The organism is Halosimplex salinum, assembly GCF_003730195.1.
In the GTDB taxonomy this organism is placed as follows: domain Archaea; phylum Halobacteriota; class Halobacteria; order Halobacteriales; family Haloarculaceae; genus Halosimplex; species Halosimplex salinum.
The window spans coordinates 20244-34789 of the sequence record NZ_QWGG01000002.1; the positions used below are offsets into that span (position 1 = coordinate 20244).

Consider the following 14546-nt stretch of genomic DNA (forward strand, 5'->3'; position numbering starts at 1 on the left):
CTGATAGCGGTGGTACCCCTCGCGACCGCGAGCGAGCATATTAGTTCCTGTCATGAATGGGAAAGCACATGTGGGAGAGTCGGCAATCGATCACCGAACATGAGCGGGATCGAGTACGATGCGCCGGGGGTCGAATCGACGGCGTCGCGGAGCGTCTCGCGGATCGCGGGTATCGGGGCCGGGCTGGTCGCGCTGAACGTCGTGGCGATACTGGCGCTGAGTTACACGCCGGTCGCGCCGCTGGGTGCGATGCTGTTCTCGAACTTCTTCATCGGCATCGCGGTGTTCGTCGTCACCGTCGGGGGCGGCTACTGGCTGGCGACCACGGGCATCGAGAAGGGGAGCCTCCCGCTCGCCGGGGCGGGCGTGGCGCTGACGCAGTTCGGCTACGCCCTCATCGGGTCGGCGATCCTCTTTCGCGTGGCGTCGTCGTCGATGCGCCTCACCGCCCTCGGGATCACCACGGTCGTCACGGGCCTCATCACGGCCGCCGTGACCGTCGCCGTCTTCGGGACGAGCCACTCATTCGAACGGTGGCAGATGTACTCGTGGGTCTGCTTCGGCGGCGGGTTCGTCGTCGGCGCCATCGGCTTCTTCGTGAATCCGACGATCATGCTCGCCGCGGGCGCGCTCTTCCTGCTCGGCTTTATCGTCGACCTGACCTACGAGATCTGGGCCGTCCGCGAGAGCAAGTACGGCGACCTGCGCAGCGCCATCGGTATCTACATCGCCGTGATGGGCGTGTTCATCCACATCCTCCAGCTCGTGCTGCGGGTGCTGGAGATGCTCGACGCCTGATCCGCCCACTCCCTACTCGCTATCGGCAGTCTGAAACAGTAGGGAATGTAACACTTATCTGTGAGGCCGACGCGACTCCGCCGGGCAGTCGGTAGCTGGCGGCACTGGTGGGATCTGGCGCAGGTCGCGTTCGCCGGCTGGTTGCTCGTCGTGTTGCTTGGCGGTCCGAACGCCGCCGGACGGCTGACCGGGCTGAGAGCGATCACGCCGGCTCTCGAACTCGTCGCGAACTGGGGATTTCAGGCCGCGCTCGCGTCCGTATTCGTCGGGTTCGCGCTCCTGCACCTCCGGCAGGAGAGCGGTCGGGCTGACTGATCGGCCGCTACGGTGGAAAGGAAAGTGATGGCGTTCACGTCGTTTGGGCCGTCCTCGTCTCGACTTCGGTGCCGCCCACGAAGAGCCGATTTCGAAGCGCTATCCGCCGCTCACGGGCGGGAACAGCGCGAGTTCATCGCCGTCCTCCAGCACGGTCTCGAAGCCGTCTTCCTCGGAGAAGGGGTCGCGGCCCTCGTGGAGCAGGCGGACGTGCTCGTAGAGGTCGCCGTCCTCGTCGAGTACCTCGTCTTCGAGCGCGGGGTAGGTCTCGAGAAGTGCGTCGAACGCGTCGCCGACGGTCGCGCCGGCGTCGACGTCCACCTCGACCTCGGTGTCCCCGGCCGTCTCGGCCAGCGTCGCGAAGAGCCGCCAGTGCATATCTGACGGTGGACACCGATACTCAAAGAGCGTTCCGCACTCGAGGCGGCCGAGCGCGAACGTCCGCCCCGGTCGACCCGCACACGTTCGCGCCTACTCCTCGCGGTCCCTGCGTTCGTCGACAGCGACCGTCCAGCCGCTCCCCGCATCCGCGTCTTCGTCCGTCGCGCTCTCGTCGTCTTCGTCCGTCGCGCTCTCGTCGTCTTCGTCCGTCGCGTCCACGTCCGCCTCGGCTTCGTCCACCGCGCTCTCGTCGTTCGGGTCCGCTTCCCCCACGTCCCCAGCGTTCGCTCCCTCGGCGGCTTCGCCGCCCCGCTCGTCGGGACCGTCGGAATCCTCCCAGTCGTCGACGGTCGCGTCCGTGCCGGTCAGTTCGTCCACGTCGGCGCCCGGGAGGTCGTCGAGGTCCTCGCGGGTCGGTTCCGCGGCGGCGCCCTCCGCCTCCGGCTCCTCGGCCGGCGACTCCTCGGCCGGCACCTCGTCCTCGGACTCGTCGGGTTCGAGCGCCTGGATGCCGGGCGCGTCCGCCTCGGCGAGGTCGGTGGCGGCATCCCCCGCGCTGTCGGTCGAGTCGGGCACCGATCCGGACTTGGAGTTCGACCGGTCTGTCGGCCCGGACTCGGGCGATTCGGTCTCCTCGGCGGCGGTCCCGGTGTCGTCGGTCGGCTCCCCGGCGACGGCGGTCGAGGCGTCGACCTGCTCGTCGGGGGAGAGTGCGGCGCCGCTGCCGGGGGAGGGCGCGTCCGGGGTGGCGCCGACCCGCGGTGTCGCGCCCTGTTCGACCTTGCGGATGGCCTCGGGCGCGGCGACCACGTAGAGGGCGTCGCCTGCGGCCAGCAGCCGGTCGCGGGCGGGGAGCGGTTCAACCGGCCCGTCCTCCGGTCGGATGGCGACGACGGTCACGTCGATGGCGCCGATGGGCTGGCCGGCGAGCGAGCTCCCGGCGCCGACGGTGACTGCGGCCATCGTCTCCTCGGCGGCCCGGAGGACGGAGGCGAACTCCCTGTCCGGGCGGGTCTCGACGGGGAGCGTGACGAGGCGGTAGTCCGTCTCGGCGTCGAGTTTCCGCGTGTCGGCGGCGTCGATAGCGAGGGTGACCACGTCGTCGACGGTGCCGCGGACCTCGGCGGTGAGCACGCGCTCGAAGGGGTCTTTGCGCCACACCTGGACGAGGTCGCCGGCGCTGGCGGCGAAAGCGGGGTCGGCGCGGACGGCGACGGCGGAGGTCTCGGGCGGCAGCGTCGGCCCGATGCCGGCGGCCCGCGAACCCACGGCGAGGAACTCGACGCTCCCGTCGTCGCCGAGTTCCACGTCGACGTGGCCGACGGCGTAGTCGGCCTTGAGACGGGTTATCAGTCGCCCGCGGAGTTCGTCGACGGTGAGTCTGCGGGGGAAGACGAACGTCTTGCCCGCGAGTTTCTCCTTCGTCTCGTCGGGGACGGGGTCGTAGCCGACGATGTCGTCGATCTCGTCGGGGAGCTCGACGGTGATGACGCGGCCGACCGCCTGGACGACGCGGCTGACCTCGGACTCGACGGCGCGCTCGCCCGTCGCGACGGTGAGGTCGGTGCCGAGGTGGTCGCCCACGTCGGTACCGAGGCGGGTGGCGGCCAGCGCGACGAGGAACACGGCGATGTTGGTGACGACCGCCGCCTCCTCGACAGGTCCCCCGGTGTCGGTGATGACGTCCGTGAGCAGTTTGTTGGCGCCGAACAGCGGGACGATGGCGCTCAGACCGAACAGCGCGGGCAGTCCGCCGGGCACCCGTTCGCGGACGTACCAGCGGTAGAGGAGCGCGACGGCCGCCGCCACGCCCGCGGCGATCAGCGAGAGGCCGAGGATCCTCGCCGCCACGACCAGGAGCCGCTCGGTCAGCGACCGCGACTGCGCGACGACCACCAGTGCCTCGACGGCGCGCCCGGACGGCGGTCCGACCGGAACGCCGATCACGACACGGCCCCCCGGAAGGTGTCGAGTTGCTCGCGCGTCCCGACGACGAACACCTCGTCCCCCGCCGAGAGCGTCGTCGTCCCGCGGGGGGCGACCGCCCACCCGCTCGTGCCGCGGACCGCCATCACGGCGACGCCGTAGGCGTCACGCACGTTGGCCGTGCCGACGGTCACGCCGTCGAGCGGGCCGCCCGGTCCGACGGTGACGCGCTGGAAGCGCCGACCCGCCCGCCGCAGGAGGGAGACGAGTTCGTACTCCCGGCGGACGCCGCGCGACTCGACGACGACCCGGGCGCGGTCCGCCCGCAGGAGCGGTTCGGCGTCGGTCCGGGTGACGGCGACGGTGACCCGCCCCTCGCCGCCGGTCGTCGTCGGCGCCCGCACCGGCTGCGGGACGCCGCCCTCCTCGTCGTCGTCTTCGTCCCCGGTCGCCGGGTCGGGTTCCGGCGCGGCCTCAACGGTCGGCTTCCGGGTCTTCGCGCTGAGGACGGTCCCACGGACCTGTGCGTCGGCGGTGATGAGCGTCACCTCGTCTTTGCGTGCGACGCCCGTCGGGACGAGCGCGTTCACCGACACGGCGCGCTTGCCGTCCGGGACGCGCTTCGAGAGCCCCGAGAACGGCGGGGCGGCGACGACGGACGCGCGACCGCGCTCGTCGACGGTCACCGCCGCGTCGCCCAGGTCGTGTTCGGTCTTGAGCCGCTCGGCCAGCCGTGTCTCGAGTTCGGAGATGCGCAGGTCCGCGGGGAAGGTCCACTCGCCGTCGCGGATCTCGGCGCGCAGCTCGTCCGAGAGCGGCGGGTACCCCTCCATGTCGGCGACCTCGCCGACGACGCGGATGCGCGCCTCGTCGCGGCCGGCGAGCGCGCCGCGCACGTCCGCCGCGAGCGTCCGCTCGCGGAGCTGCTTCAGCGAGAGCCGCTTGGGGAACGTCGCGCCCATCTGGTCGCCGCGGCTGTGGGCGTACAGCGAGATCATGAGGACGACGATGATCGCGGTCGTGACCGTCACGGCGTTGGCGGACTCGGTGATCGTCGGGTCCGCGAGCGCGAGCAGGCCGCCGTTGACCCCCGCGAGCGCGACCGCGAGGACGACGACACCGAACCCCGGGATGGTGACGCCGGTGAAGTACTTGAAGACGAAGCCCAGCGACCACGCGACGAGCCCCGGGATGATGCCCGTGAGGATGCCGAGATAGATACCGAAGAGGATCTCGAGCGGTAACGCAGCCATGCAGGGGTGCACGGTAGCCACTCGTGAATAGCTTCGGGGTCAAACCCCGGGGGCATTTCCCTCGATCGCCCGGAAACCCGCCTCGGCGTTCGCCCGCCGACGCTCTGGTTTATCGCTCGGTGACACGACACGGTGCGGGTCGGCAGGATTTTACCCGTTCGGCCTCCTCGAAGTGGGTATGGATCCGAGGCGGGCGATCGACGAACCGCTGACGGTGTTCGTCGGCACGCGGACAGCCATCTGGCTGCCGACGCTCGTCGCACTCCTCTCGTTCGGGACCGGCGTCGCGAACATCAGCGCGACGACGGTCAACCCGCTCATCGAGACTTACGTCGAGATCCCTCGCGAAGTGCAACGGGCGGCCGGCTTCACCGGGGCGCTGACCGGGTTCCTGATGCTCGTGAGCGCGGCCGGGATGCGTCGACGCCTCCGCGCGGCGTGGTTCTCGACGGTCGTCCTCCTCCCGGTCACGGCGCTCCAGGGGGTCGCGCAGTCGAGCCAGTACTCGCTGCCGCTGGTCGGGCTGTCCCTGGTCTCGCTGCCGGCAGTCCTGATGAACTACCGCCGGTTCGACCGCGAGGCGGACCTCTCGGCGACGCAACTGGCGGCGCTCGCGGCGCTGACGGGGACGCTCGTCTACGGAACCGTCGGCTCCTACCAACTCCGCGGCGACTTCGGTGGGCTCTCTACCCTGACCGACGCCGTCTACTACACCATCGTCACCGCGAGCACCGTCGGGTACGGCGACGTGACGCCCCAGAGCCAGCAGGCGAAGCTGTTCGGGATGTCCGTCGTCGTGCTCGGCGTCGCCAGTTTCACCGTCGCGCTGGGGTCGCTGCTCGGCCCCGCAATCGAGGCCCGCCTCTCGCAAGCACTCGGCACCATGAACGACTCAGAACTCGAACTCCTGGACGACCACGTCGTCGTCCTGGGCTACGGCGACCTGACAGAACCGCTGCTCGAAGAGCTCTCGTCCGCGGCCAGATTCGTCGTGGTCACGCCCGACAGCGACGTGGCGGCCACCCTGCGGACGCAGGACCTGCACGTGGTCGTCGGCGATCCGAGCGACGAGGAGCCACAGAAACAGGCCGGGATCGAACACGCCCGCGCGATCATCGCGGCGACGAACGACGACGCACAGGACGCGCTGGCCATCCTCACCGCCCGACAGTTCCACCCCGAGGCCCGCATCGTCGCCGCTGCCACGGACCGAGAGAACGTCAAGAAGCTCCGCCGGGCCGGTGCCGACGCCGTCATCAGCCCCGCCGTCATCGGGGGCCACCTCCTCGTCGAGTCGGCCCTGGGCGACGCCGACATGGAGGGGCTGGCCGAGCGCCTCCTCGGCGCCGAGGGCGGCGGTTCGCGGGGATCGGACTGACGCGACCGGCCGTCACGACCGGTCGACGATGGTCACGTCGGCGTCTACGTCCTGGATTCGCTCGAACGTCGGCGGAGAGACGAGTCGCGAGGCCGCGCTCCGGTCGGTACTGGCGCCCATGAACACCATGTCGAACTGGTCGGCGTTCTCCGCGAGGTACCGCTCGATAGACTGGGTCGCGACGCGTGTCTCGAAGCCGCGGTCGAACGCCTCGACGAGGTCGGCGAGCATCGCCTCGGCGCGCCGTCGCTCGCGTTCGCCCGAGACACAGGAGCAGACGCTGACGCGGCCGCTCCGGCCGGTGAGGCGCGCGGCGAAGTCGAGCATGCTGTGGGCCACGTCGCTGGCCCGGCGGACCGGGACCAGGACGCGCTTCCAGCGAGTGCGCCCCGCCGCCGAGCGGTGGACGATCACGTCGACGTCGCCGCGGAAGAGGTCGCGGACGTACGGCGAGAGCGCGCCGTGGCGCTGTTCGTACGCGGCCGCCACGAGGTCGCAGTTCGTCTCGTGGGCGGTCTTCAGGACCGTGGCCGCGGGCGACCGCCCGCCGACGGCGACGACGACCTGGCAGGGGACGCCGACTCGCCGTTCGATCTCGTCGGCCCGGTCCTCGAGGGTCGTCGCCGCCTCGGCGACGGCGCGGTCGCCCGTCGACTCCGCCGTCGCGTCCTCCGAGCGCTCGCCCGTTGCGTCCCCGGATCGGCCGCCCGTCGCGTCCCCGGATCGGCCCCCGTCGGTCGTCCCGCCGTCCGCGGTGACGCGCTCGGCGACCCGCCGGCGGTCGTCGATCCGGTCGCGTTCGGCCCTGGCGACCGCCTCGTCGTCGACCATGTCGAGCAGGACGACTTTCCCGGCGTCGTGAGCCGCCGCGAGGCGGGCGCCGAGTATCGCCGTCGCGTCCGGGTTCTCCCCGCGCATCGGCACGAGGACGTGGTCGTCGCCGTGGGTCGACTCGTAGAGGATCCGCGCGCGCCGTTCGTAGAAGCGCTCGCGCCACACCGTGAACACCAGCGCGACGATGCTACTCGCCAGCAGGATGCTCAGGGTGAACTCGAACTGGCTCCCGGTCGGCACGAGCAGTCCCAGCAGCGCCGTCGCGTACGCCGACGGCTCCTCGATGTCGAGTGCCCAGGTGACGAGGCCCGCGAGGAACACCGCCACCGCCGCCTCGAAGGCGCCGACCGAGAACACGCCCGGCCCGCCGTCGGCGACGCCCAGCGCCGTCGCGAGCACGAGCGCCGCCCACCCGCAGAGCGCGCCGGTGGTGAGGCCGGCGACGAACCGCGTCGGCGACGCGTACTTGCCCTCGGGGTCGGCGAAGAGCGTGTACGTCCCCGACGCCAGCGGCGGGAACAGCAGGAACGAGAACCGCGGGACGCTGTTCGAGAGCGCCGTCACCAGCGCGATGAGTAGCGGGACGAACACGAGGATCGACAGGTGGACGAGGTTGCTCGTCTGTTCGATCCACCGGCGGAAGGCGCGCGCCTCCCGTCGTTCGAGTCGACGGAGTCTGGCGACCGCCGCGTACAGCCAGTCACCGAGCGACCCGAGCATATCATCCACTAACCCGGTCGCCGCACAAAAGCACGTCCCCGGCGGGACCCCGCGTCGTCTCCACGTCCCGTCGCAGAGTCGCGTCGTCTTCACGCCCCGCCTCAGAATCGCGTCGCCGCTCGGTCGCCGCTCAGAGTCGCGTCGCGGCTTCGAGCGAGATTTCGATGGCGCGTTCGACGTTGTTCTTCGCCTTCTCCGGGAGTTCGTCGTCGTCGGTCTCGCCCTTCTGGGTGCCCTCGACGAGGTTGCCGTCGACGGTGCAGATGGCCCCGGCACGCAGTCCCTTCCGACGTGCGAGCGTGAACACCGCCGCCGCCTCCATCTCGACCGCGAGCAGGCCCGCTCGCTCCCAGTCCGCGACGTACTCGTCGGTCTCGGCGTAGAAGGCGTCGTCCGTCGCGATCGGACCGACGTGGACGTCTTCGCCCTGCTCCTCCGCGCTGCGAACGAGCGTGTCGAGCGTGTCGTAGTCGGCGACGGCGGGGTACTCGACGTCCTCGTAACGCTTCGTGGTGCCCTCGTTCTTGGCGGCGCCGGTCGCGACGACCATGTCGCCGATCTCGATGTCCGACTGGAGCGCGCCGGTGGTCCCGACGCGCACGAACGTCTCCACGCCGACGTTCGCGAGTTCCTCGACGGCGATGGTCGCGGAGGGACAGCCGATTCCGGTCGAGCAGATCGTGAGATCGCGCCCGTCGTAGGTGGCGTTGACCAGCGTGTACTCGCGGTTCTCGGCCACGTGCTCGACGTTCTCGCAGTGACTCGCGATGCGCTCGACGCGGCCCGGGTCGCCCGGGATCAGCGCAATATCGTGGACGTCGCCCTGTTCGACCAGCAGATGGGGCTGTTTCGCCATGTCCGTCAGTGTGTCCGCGGCCGGCAAAACGGTACCCTTCGACACCGGCGCGCCGAGCGGCCGTGCTATCCCGTCCCGAGGGACCGTTTCGTTAGCGGTCTCCCCGCCCGAAACCGCGAGACTGCTCCTCGATTCCATGTGAAAGAAGGGGGTTCGGCCAGTCCGTCGTGAGAGCGACTACCGCAGCCATTCCGCGTGCTCGGGACCGCTCCCCGGCGGTACCGGGCACTCCCAACCCCTCGATACCCGAACAGGGGTGCGTTTCGGGAGGGGAGACGGCGGACGAAACCACAGGATAGCGAGTGGATTCGACACGAAACGAAGGGGTTCGGACCGGTCGTCAGATGGCCGGGCCGAGGAGGAAGAGGAAGAGGTTGTTCGCGGCGGGGCCCATGCCGACCGCGGCGACGAACGCGAGCAGGAGGTTCCCCTGACTGGGTTCCTCCTCGACGAGGTCCGCGAGGAGGAGGACGATGCCCATCGCGAGCACGAGTTTGACGACGGCGAACAGCCACCCCTTGCCGAGGTAGGAGTACGTCGGGAGAGTCTCGGCGAAGTCCATGATGCGCCGGGGGATGGGCGTCCGCTCGCCGGTGCCGATCACGTCGACGCCGATGGCGGTCGAGAACCCGTCGAGGGCGTGGGCGAAGACGACCAGCGGGCCGCCGAGTCCGGCGTGGTCGACGGCGCCCGTCCACCGGAGCGCGAGCAGGTAGTAACAGGGCGCGGTGAGGACCGCGGCGCCGAGGAACCCGATCGGCAGCCAGACCAGCGCGACCGACGACTGGACGCGACCGACGGCGAAGGCGTACGCGACGGCCACCAGCGCGAGCAGGAGCGACGTGCCGAGGAAGGCGAGGTTGCGGGCGATCCGGTCGGGGTCGTCGAGCATCTGCGCGCGGATCGTCGAGGGGATCCAGACCGCGGCCGCGAGGAGGAACGTCGTCACGTACACCGCGGGCGCGGCGAAGAACGGACCGGCCGCCGCCGGGAACAGCCCGACCTGGTGGAACGCGTGGAAGGCCCCGCCGGCGATCATCCACGGCGCGAACGCGAGCACCTGTTTCCCCGTCACGGGCGGTCCCAGGAGGTAGAGCGCGGCGACCGACGCCACCGTCAGCACGACCAGCACGATCGCGTACGGCAGCGGCGGGAGCGCGAGACCGCTCGGAAGGATCTGCATATCCTCCGAGGGTTCCCGAACCGCCGAAAGAGTTCCGGTCGGGCGAGTTGGAGCGAGGCCGTCAGCGAGGGCGAGCGCGCCGACGATCCGAACGGGCTTTTATCCCGGGCGTGAGACAGGTGCGCTATGAGCACGGACGCGGCGGACGCGGCGGACGTGACGGGCCGTATCGAGCATACGGTCCTGGGCCCGGAGACGACGCCCGACGACGTGATCGCGGTGCTGGACGCCGCCATCGAGTACGGGATGCGCGCCTGCATCCCGCCCTGCTATCTCGAACTGGCCGACGGCTACGCCCCGACGGTCCCGCTCTCGACGGTCGTGGGCTTCCCGCACGGCCAGCACACCACCGCCGCGAAGTGCGCCGAGGCCACCGACGCCTGGGACGCGGGCGCCGACGAACTCGACATGGTGATCAACGTCGGTCGCCTCCGCGCGGGCGAGGACGGCACCGTCCTCGACGAGATCGAGGAGGTCGTCGCGGCCGTCCCGATCCCGGTGAAGGTCATCGTCGAGACGCCGCTGCTGTCCGAGGAGGAGAAGCGGCGGGCCGCCGAGTGCGCGCTGGAGGCCGGCGCCGACTACCTGAAGACCGCGACCGGCTTCTCCGACGGCGGCGCGACGGTGCCGGACGTGGAACTGCTCGCCGAGTACCTGCCCGTGAAGGCGTCGGGCGGTGTGGGCTCGTGGGAAGAGATGGAGGCGATGCTGGATGCGGGTGCGGAGCGGATCGGTGCTTCGAGCGGCGACGTGATCGCCCGCGAGTTCCTCGACCAGCACGAGAGCGCGACTCGCGAGGACGTGAGCGGCTGGGACGATTGAGCTGGAGGTTCGTTTACAGTCGTTTCTGGAGGTAACGAGGGCTGAGAGGTATCTTCAGGAAGAACGACGGCCGTTGCGGACATTACGCGATGAAAGCCCTCGGCCCGCTCGCTAACAGTTGGAACGACCGCAGATAACAGCAACTCACGAAAGCCCTCGGCCCGCTCGTGACGCCGCGGGTCGCTGCGCTCCTCGCTCCGCTTCGGTGCTTGCGTCCCCGGGGCGCCGACGAGCGCGCCTCGCCCTTTCAGTCCGCCGGAAGACTCACTCCGTTCGTCTTCCGAGCCCTGACTCGCTGCGCTCGTCAGGACGCCAGGGCAGCACCGTACAGCACCGCGCCTCACACCTCCTCAACCGATTCCCTCGGTCGCTGCGCTCCCTCGGTCATCCCTCGCGCGGCTACATCGCGCGCATGAAAGCGCGCTCCAGCGCGCGCCACCGCGAACGAATGGACAGCACACGCCACTGCGGGTGAACGATCGAAACCGTTCCGGCGTGCGAACCGATCCGTCGCGCTTTTGGCCGCGAGCGCCAAGTGAACAACAACAGATGGCCCGTTATCACATCGAGACCTACGGCTGCACGGCCAACCGGGGTGAGAGCCGCCAGATCGAGCGGGCGCTCCGCGACGGCGGCCACCACCCCGCGGAGGGCCCCGCGGAGGCCGACGTGGCGATCCTCAACACCTGCACCGTGGTCGAGAAGACGGAGCGCAACATGCTCCGGCGGGCCGAGGAACTCGACGCCGAGACGCCCGCGGACCTCGTCGTCACCGGTTGCATGGCGCTCGCGCAGGGCGAGGAGTTCGCGCAGGCCGACCTCGAGGCGGAGGTGCTCCACTGGGACGAAGTCCCGGAGTACGTCCGCAACGGCGAGTGCCCGACGACGACGCCCGACACCGAACCGATCCTCGACGGCGTCGTCGGCATCCTCCCCATCGCCCGGGGCTGTATGAGCGACTGCTCCTACTGCATCACCAAGCAGGCGACGGGCCGGATCGACTCGCCCCCGGTCGACGAGAACGTCGAGAAGGCCCGCGCGCTGGTCCACGCCGGCGCGAAGGAGATCCGGATCACGGGGCAGGACACCGGCGTCTACGGCTGGGACCGCAACCAGGGCGAGAGCCTCCTGCCCGAACTCCTCGAACGGATCTGCGACATCGACGGCGAGTTCCGCGTGCGGGTGGGCATGGCGAATCCCAAGGGCGTCCACGGGGTTCGCGAGGAACTCGCCAGGGTCTTCGCCGAGAACGAGGAGATCTACGACTTCCTGCACGCGCCGGTCCAGTCGGGGAGCGACGACGTGCTCGCGGACATGCGCCGCCAGCACGAGGTCTCCGAGTACGTCGAGGTCGTCGAGACCTTCGACGAGCACCTGGAGGAGTGGACCCTCTCGACGGACTTCATCGTCGGCTTCCCCACGGAGACCGACCGCGACTTCCAGCAGACGATGGCCCTGCTCCGGGAGACCCGCCCGGAGAAGATCAACGTCACGCGCTTCTCGAAGCGACCGAACACCGACGCCGCCGACATGAAGGGTCTCGGCGGCACGGTGAAGAAGGAGCGCTCCTCGGCGATGACCGACCTGAAGATGGAGGTCATGGACGAGGTGTACGAGTCGATGGTCGGCGACGTGCGCTCGGTCCTGCTCACCGAGGACGGCACCGACGAGTCGCTCGTCGGCTACGACCGCGCCTACCGACAGGTCGCGATCCCCGGCGCGGAGACGGCGGGCGCCGAAGTCGGCGACACGGTCGACGCGGAGATCACCGGCCACAACACCGTCTACGCGCTGGGCGAACTGGCCTGAGGGACGCCGACGGTCACTCGTCGAGCACTTCCGCGGCGTTGTCCCGCGGTTCGTACCCGAGCAGTCGCATCGTCTCCGTGATGGAGTGGAAGCGGGCGTCGTTCCGGGACACCGCGTTGACCGTCACGGGGTTCTCGGGGAGGTCGACCGTCGCCGCCTTCTCGTGGACGTCACGGCAGTCGTGCGGACTGAGCCAGAGCGCGCGGGCGAACCGCTCCTTACCCGGATCGCCGTCTCCGTCGACGGCTTCTCGGAGGTCGTCCTCGCTCATATACCAGCCGATGCGGACGTTGACGACTTCGAGGCCCTCGGAGTCGGCGTAGAACTTCGTCAGCCCCTCGCAGGCGGCCTTGCTCACGCCGTAGAAGGAGTCCGGCCGAGTCGGCGCGTCGGCGTCGACCGTCTGCGCGTAGCCGATAGTCATGCTCTCGGGGTCGCCGTCGGCGGCGTTGTACGTCCCGACGGCGTGATTCGAGGAGGCGAACACCACGCGGTCGATGCCGTTCTCGACGGCCGCGTCCATGACGTGTTTCGTCCCCTGGATGTTCGTCTCCGAGACCGTCTCCCACTCCGCGTCCGGCTGGGAGGCCCCCGCGAGGTGGACGACGACGTCCACGTTGTCGAGCTTCTCGGTCACGTCGTCGGGGTCGGTCACGTCCAGCAGTTCGCTGTCGAGGTCGTCGTGTTCGGAGTGGGAGAACGGGAGCACCTCGTCGGCGTCGTCGAAGGCGTCGACCAGCGCTCGACCGACGTTCCCCCCGGCACCGGTGAGTGCGATCCTCGTCATCGGGTCCGATAGGGGCGCGAGCGGGGTAACGGTTGATACTGTCAGAATCCCGACGGCGCCACGTCGCACACCTCGCGGAAGGCGCCCTGGACGACCTCCGAGAGGGCGGGGTGGACGTGGATGGTCTCCGCGATGGTCGCCGCGTCGGCGCCGGCCGCGACCGCCGTACTCACCTCGTGGATCAGCGTCGACGCCTCCGGACCGACGACGTGACAGCCGAGCACCTCGCCGTCCTCGCCGACGAGGACCTTCGCGAACCCGCCCTGGTCGTCGAGCGCCGACCCGAGCGCGGTGTCGTCGTAGGCGAACGTACCCGTCTCGTACTCGTCGTCGGCGAAGTCCTCGTCCTCCGCGAGTTCGTCCTCGGTCTTCCCGAGACTCGCCACCTGCGGCGAGCCGAAGATAGCGTGGGCCATGCCGGGGTACTCGACGGCCTCCTCGTTCCCTCGCACGGCGTTCTCGACGACGTACTCGGCCTCCTTGTCGCCGGAGTGTTTGAACATGTAGTTGCCGGCGATGTCGCCGATGGCGTAGACGCCGTCGACCGACGTTCGCAGGTACTCGTCGGTCTCGACGAACCCTTTCTCCGTCGTCTCGATCCCGGCCGCGGAGACGTTCCACGTGTCCGCGTTCGGCCGGCGGCCGGTCGCGAGCAGGAGGCGGTCGCCCGAGACCTCGATCTCCTCGCCGCCGTCCGCTTCGGCCGTGACTCGCTTCTGTCCGCCCTCGTCGGCTATCTCGGTCGCGCTGTGGCCGAGGTGGAGTTCGTGTTTCTCCCGGTAGGCCTCGGTGAGTCGCTCGGCGATATCGGGGTCCTCGCGGTCGACGAGGACCTCCCCGTGGCCGACGATGGTCACCTCGGTCCCCATCTGCGAGAAGAAGTGGCTCAACTCGACGGCGATGTAGCCGCCGCCGACGACCACGAGGCGGTCCGGCCGCTCTGACAGCCACAGCGCCTCGTCGCTCGTGAGGAACTCCGTCTCCTCGGTCCCGTCGATGGAGTCGGGGATCGTCGGGCGGGAGCCGCCGGCCAGCACGACCGTCTCGGCGGTCAGTCGCTCGCCGCCGGGGCCGTCGCCATCGCGGCCGTCGTCCCCCTCGTCGACCTCGACGGTCCGCTCGTCGACGAATCGGCCCTCGCGCTGGTAGAGCGTGACGTTGCTGTGGTCGCGTGCGCGCTCGGCCTTCGCCTCGGCCCTCTCCCGGATCGTGGTTCGCACGTCGTCGACGATCCGCTCGAAATCCACGTCGTCGACCGAGGCAGCGATCCCGAGGGCGTCGGCCCCGCGGACCGTCTCGGCGACGTTCGCCCGATGGATGAGCTTCTTCGAGGGGTTACAGCCGCGGTTGAGGCAGGTCCCGCCGAGTCGGCCGCGCTCGACGAGGGCGACGTCTTCACCCTCCTCGGCGGCCGCCGAGGCGACGACGTTACCGGTCCCTCCGCCGAGGACGACGAGATCGAACTCGGGCATACAGATCACGCG

The 14546-nt window shown here is 70.0% G+C and carries 13 protein-coding genes; 5 read left to right on the forward strand and 8 right to left on the reverse strand.

Features of this window, described 5'->3' with window-relative positions; all coding sequences use genetic code 11:
- The first annotated feature begins 99 nt into the window (after positions 1 to 99).
- Both D1409_RS05420 and D1409_RS05425 read left to right on the forward strand, forming a co-directional pair.
- Positions 100 to 798 carry a hypothetical protein gene (locus D1409_RS05420; RefSeq protein WP_123534895.1) on the forward strand — a complete coding sequence of 233 codons (699 nt, stop codon included), beginning with the start codon at positions 100 to 102 and terminating at the stop codon, positions 796 to 798.
- Between the two features lie 60 nt (positions 799 to 858).
- Positions 859 to 1113, forward strand: a complete 255-nt coding sequence (locus tag D1409_RS05425) for a hypothetical protein (protein ID WP_123534897.1) — start codon at positions 859 to 861, stop codon at positions 1111 to 1113.
- Positions 1114 to 1212: 99 nt separating this feature from the next.
- Here D1409_RS05425 and D1409_RS05430 read toward each other — a convergent pair whose 3' ends face one another.
- The 3 genes from D1409_RS05430 to D1409_RS05440 all read right to left on the reverse strand — a co-directional run bounded on the left by D1409_RS05430 (position 1213) and on the right by D1409_RS05440 (position 4673).
- Positions 1213 to 1491, reverse strand: coding sequence for a ubiquitin-like small modifier protein 1 (locus tag D1409_RS05430; RefSeq protein ID WP_123534899.1), 279 nt, complete (start codon positions 1489 to 1491; stop codon positions 1213 to 1215).
- 93 nt (positions 1492 to 1584) lie between these two features.
- Entirely contained in the window at positions 1585 to 3441 is a 1857-nt protein-coding gene (locus tag D1409_RS05435; RefSeq protein WP_123534901.1) for a potassium transporter TrkA, read from the reverse strand.
- Positions 3438 to 4673, reverse strand: coding sequence for a potassium channel family protein (locus tag D1409_RS05440; RefSeq protein WP_123534903.1), 1236 nt, complete (start codon positions 4671 to 4673; stop codon positions 3438 to 3440). The genes D1409_RS05435 and D1409_RS05440 overlap by 4 nt, the downstream gene beginning before the upstream one ends.
- 178 nt (positions 4674 to 4851) lie before the next feature.
- Here D1409_RS05440 and D1409_RS05445 point away from each other — a divergent pair, with 178 nt between their 5' ends.
- Positions 4852 to 6051: an NAD-binding protein gene (locus D1409_RS05445; RefSeq protein ID WP_123534905.1), complete on the forward strand. Its 1200-nt coding sequence runs from the start codon at positions 4852 to 4854 to the stop codon at positions 6049 to 6051.
- 12 nt (positions 6052 to 6063) lie between these two features.
- Here D1409_RS05445 and D1409_RS05450 read toward each other — a convergent pair whose 3' ends face one another.
- From D1409_RS05450 to D1409_RS05460, 3 genes are all read right to left on the reverse strand, one after another.
- The gene (locus D1409_RS05450; RefSeq protein ID WP_123534907.1) at positions 6064 to 7605 is read right to left on the reverse strand and encodes an HPP family protein; all 1542 of its coding nucleotides are present in this window, start codon (positions 7603 to 7605) and stop codon (positions 6064 to 6066) included.
- A gap of 130 nt (positions 7606 to 7735) precedes the next feature.
- Positions 7736 to 8461 (reverse strand): nucleoside phosphorylase, encoded by a 726-nt coding sequence (locus D1409_RS05455; RefSeq protein WP_123534909.1) that lies wholly within the window; start codon positions 8459 to 8461, stop codon positions 7736 to 7738.
- A gap of 340 nt (positions 8462 to 8801) precedes the next feature.
- The gene (locus tag D1409_RS05460; protein ID WP_123534911.1) at positions 8802 to 9644 is read right to left on the reverse strand and encodes a DUF63 family protein; all 843 of its coding nucleotides are present in this window, start codon (positions 9642 to 9644) and stop codon (positions 8802 to 8804) included.
- A 126-nt stretch (positions 9645 to 9770) separates the two neighbouring features.
- Between D1409_RS05460 and deoC the strand changes: the two genes are divergently transcribed.
- Together deoC and D1409_RS05470 are read left to right on the forward strand one after the other, a co-directional pair.
- Positions 9771 to 10466: a deoxyribose-phosphate aldolase gene (gene deoC, locus D1409_RS05465; RefSeq protein WP_123534913.1), complete on the forward strand. Its 696-nt coding sequence runs from the start codon at positions 9771 to 9773 to the stop codon at positions 10464 to 10466.
- A 549-nt stretch (positions 10467 to 11015) separates the two neighbouring features.
- Positions 11016 to 12275, forward strand: a complete 1260-nt coding sequence (locus D1409_RS05470) for a tRNA (N(6)-L-threonylcarbamoyladenosine(37)-C(2))-methylthiotransferase (RefSeq protein ID WP_123534915.1) — start codon at positions 11016 to 11018, stop codon at positions 12273 to 12275.
- Positions 12276 to 12288: 13 nt separating this feature from the next.
- Here D1409_RS05470 and D1409_RS05475 read toward each other — a convergent pair whose 3' ends face one another.
- Both D1409_RS05475 and D1409_RS05480 read right to left on the reverse strand, forming a co-directional pair.
- Positions 12289 to 13062 (reverse strand): NAD-dependent epimerase/dehydratase family protein, encoded by a 774-nt coding sequence (locus tag D1409_RS05475; RefSeq protein WP_123534916.1) that lies wholly within the window; start codon positions 13060 to 13062, stop codon positions 12289 to 12291.
- Between the two features lie 41 nt (positions 13063 to 13103).
- Entirely contained in the window at positions 13104 to 14534 is a 1431-nt protein-coding gene (locus D1409_RS05480) for a dihydrolipoyl dehydrogenase family protein (RefSeq protein ID WP_123534918.1), read from the reverse strand.
- Positions 14535 to 14546: the final 12 nt, after the last annotated feature.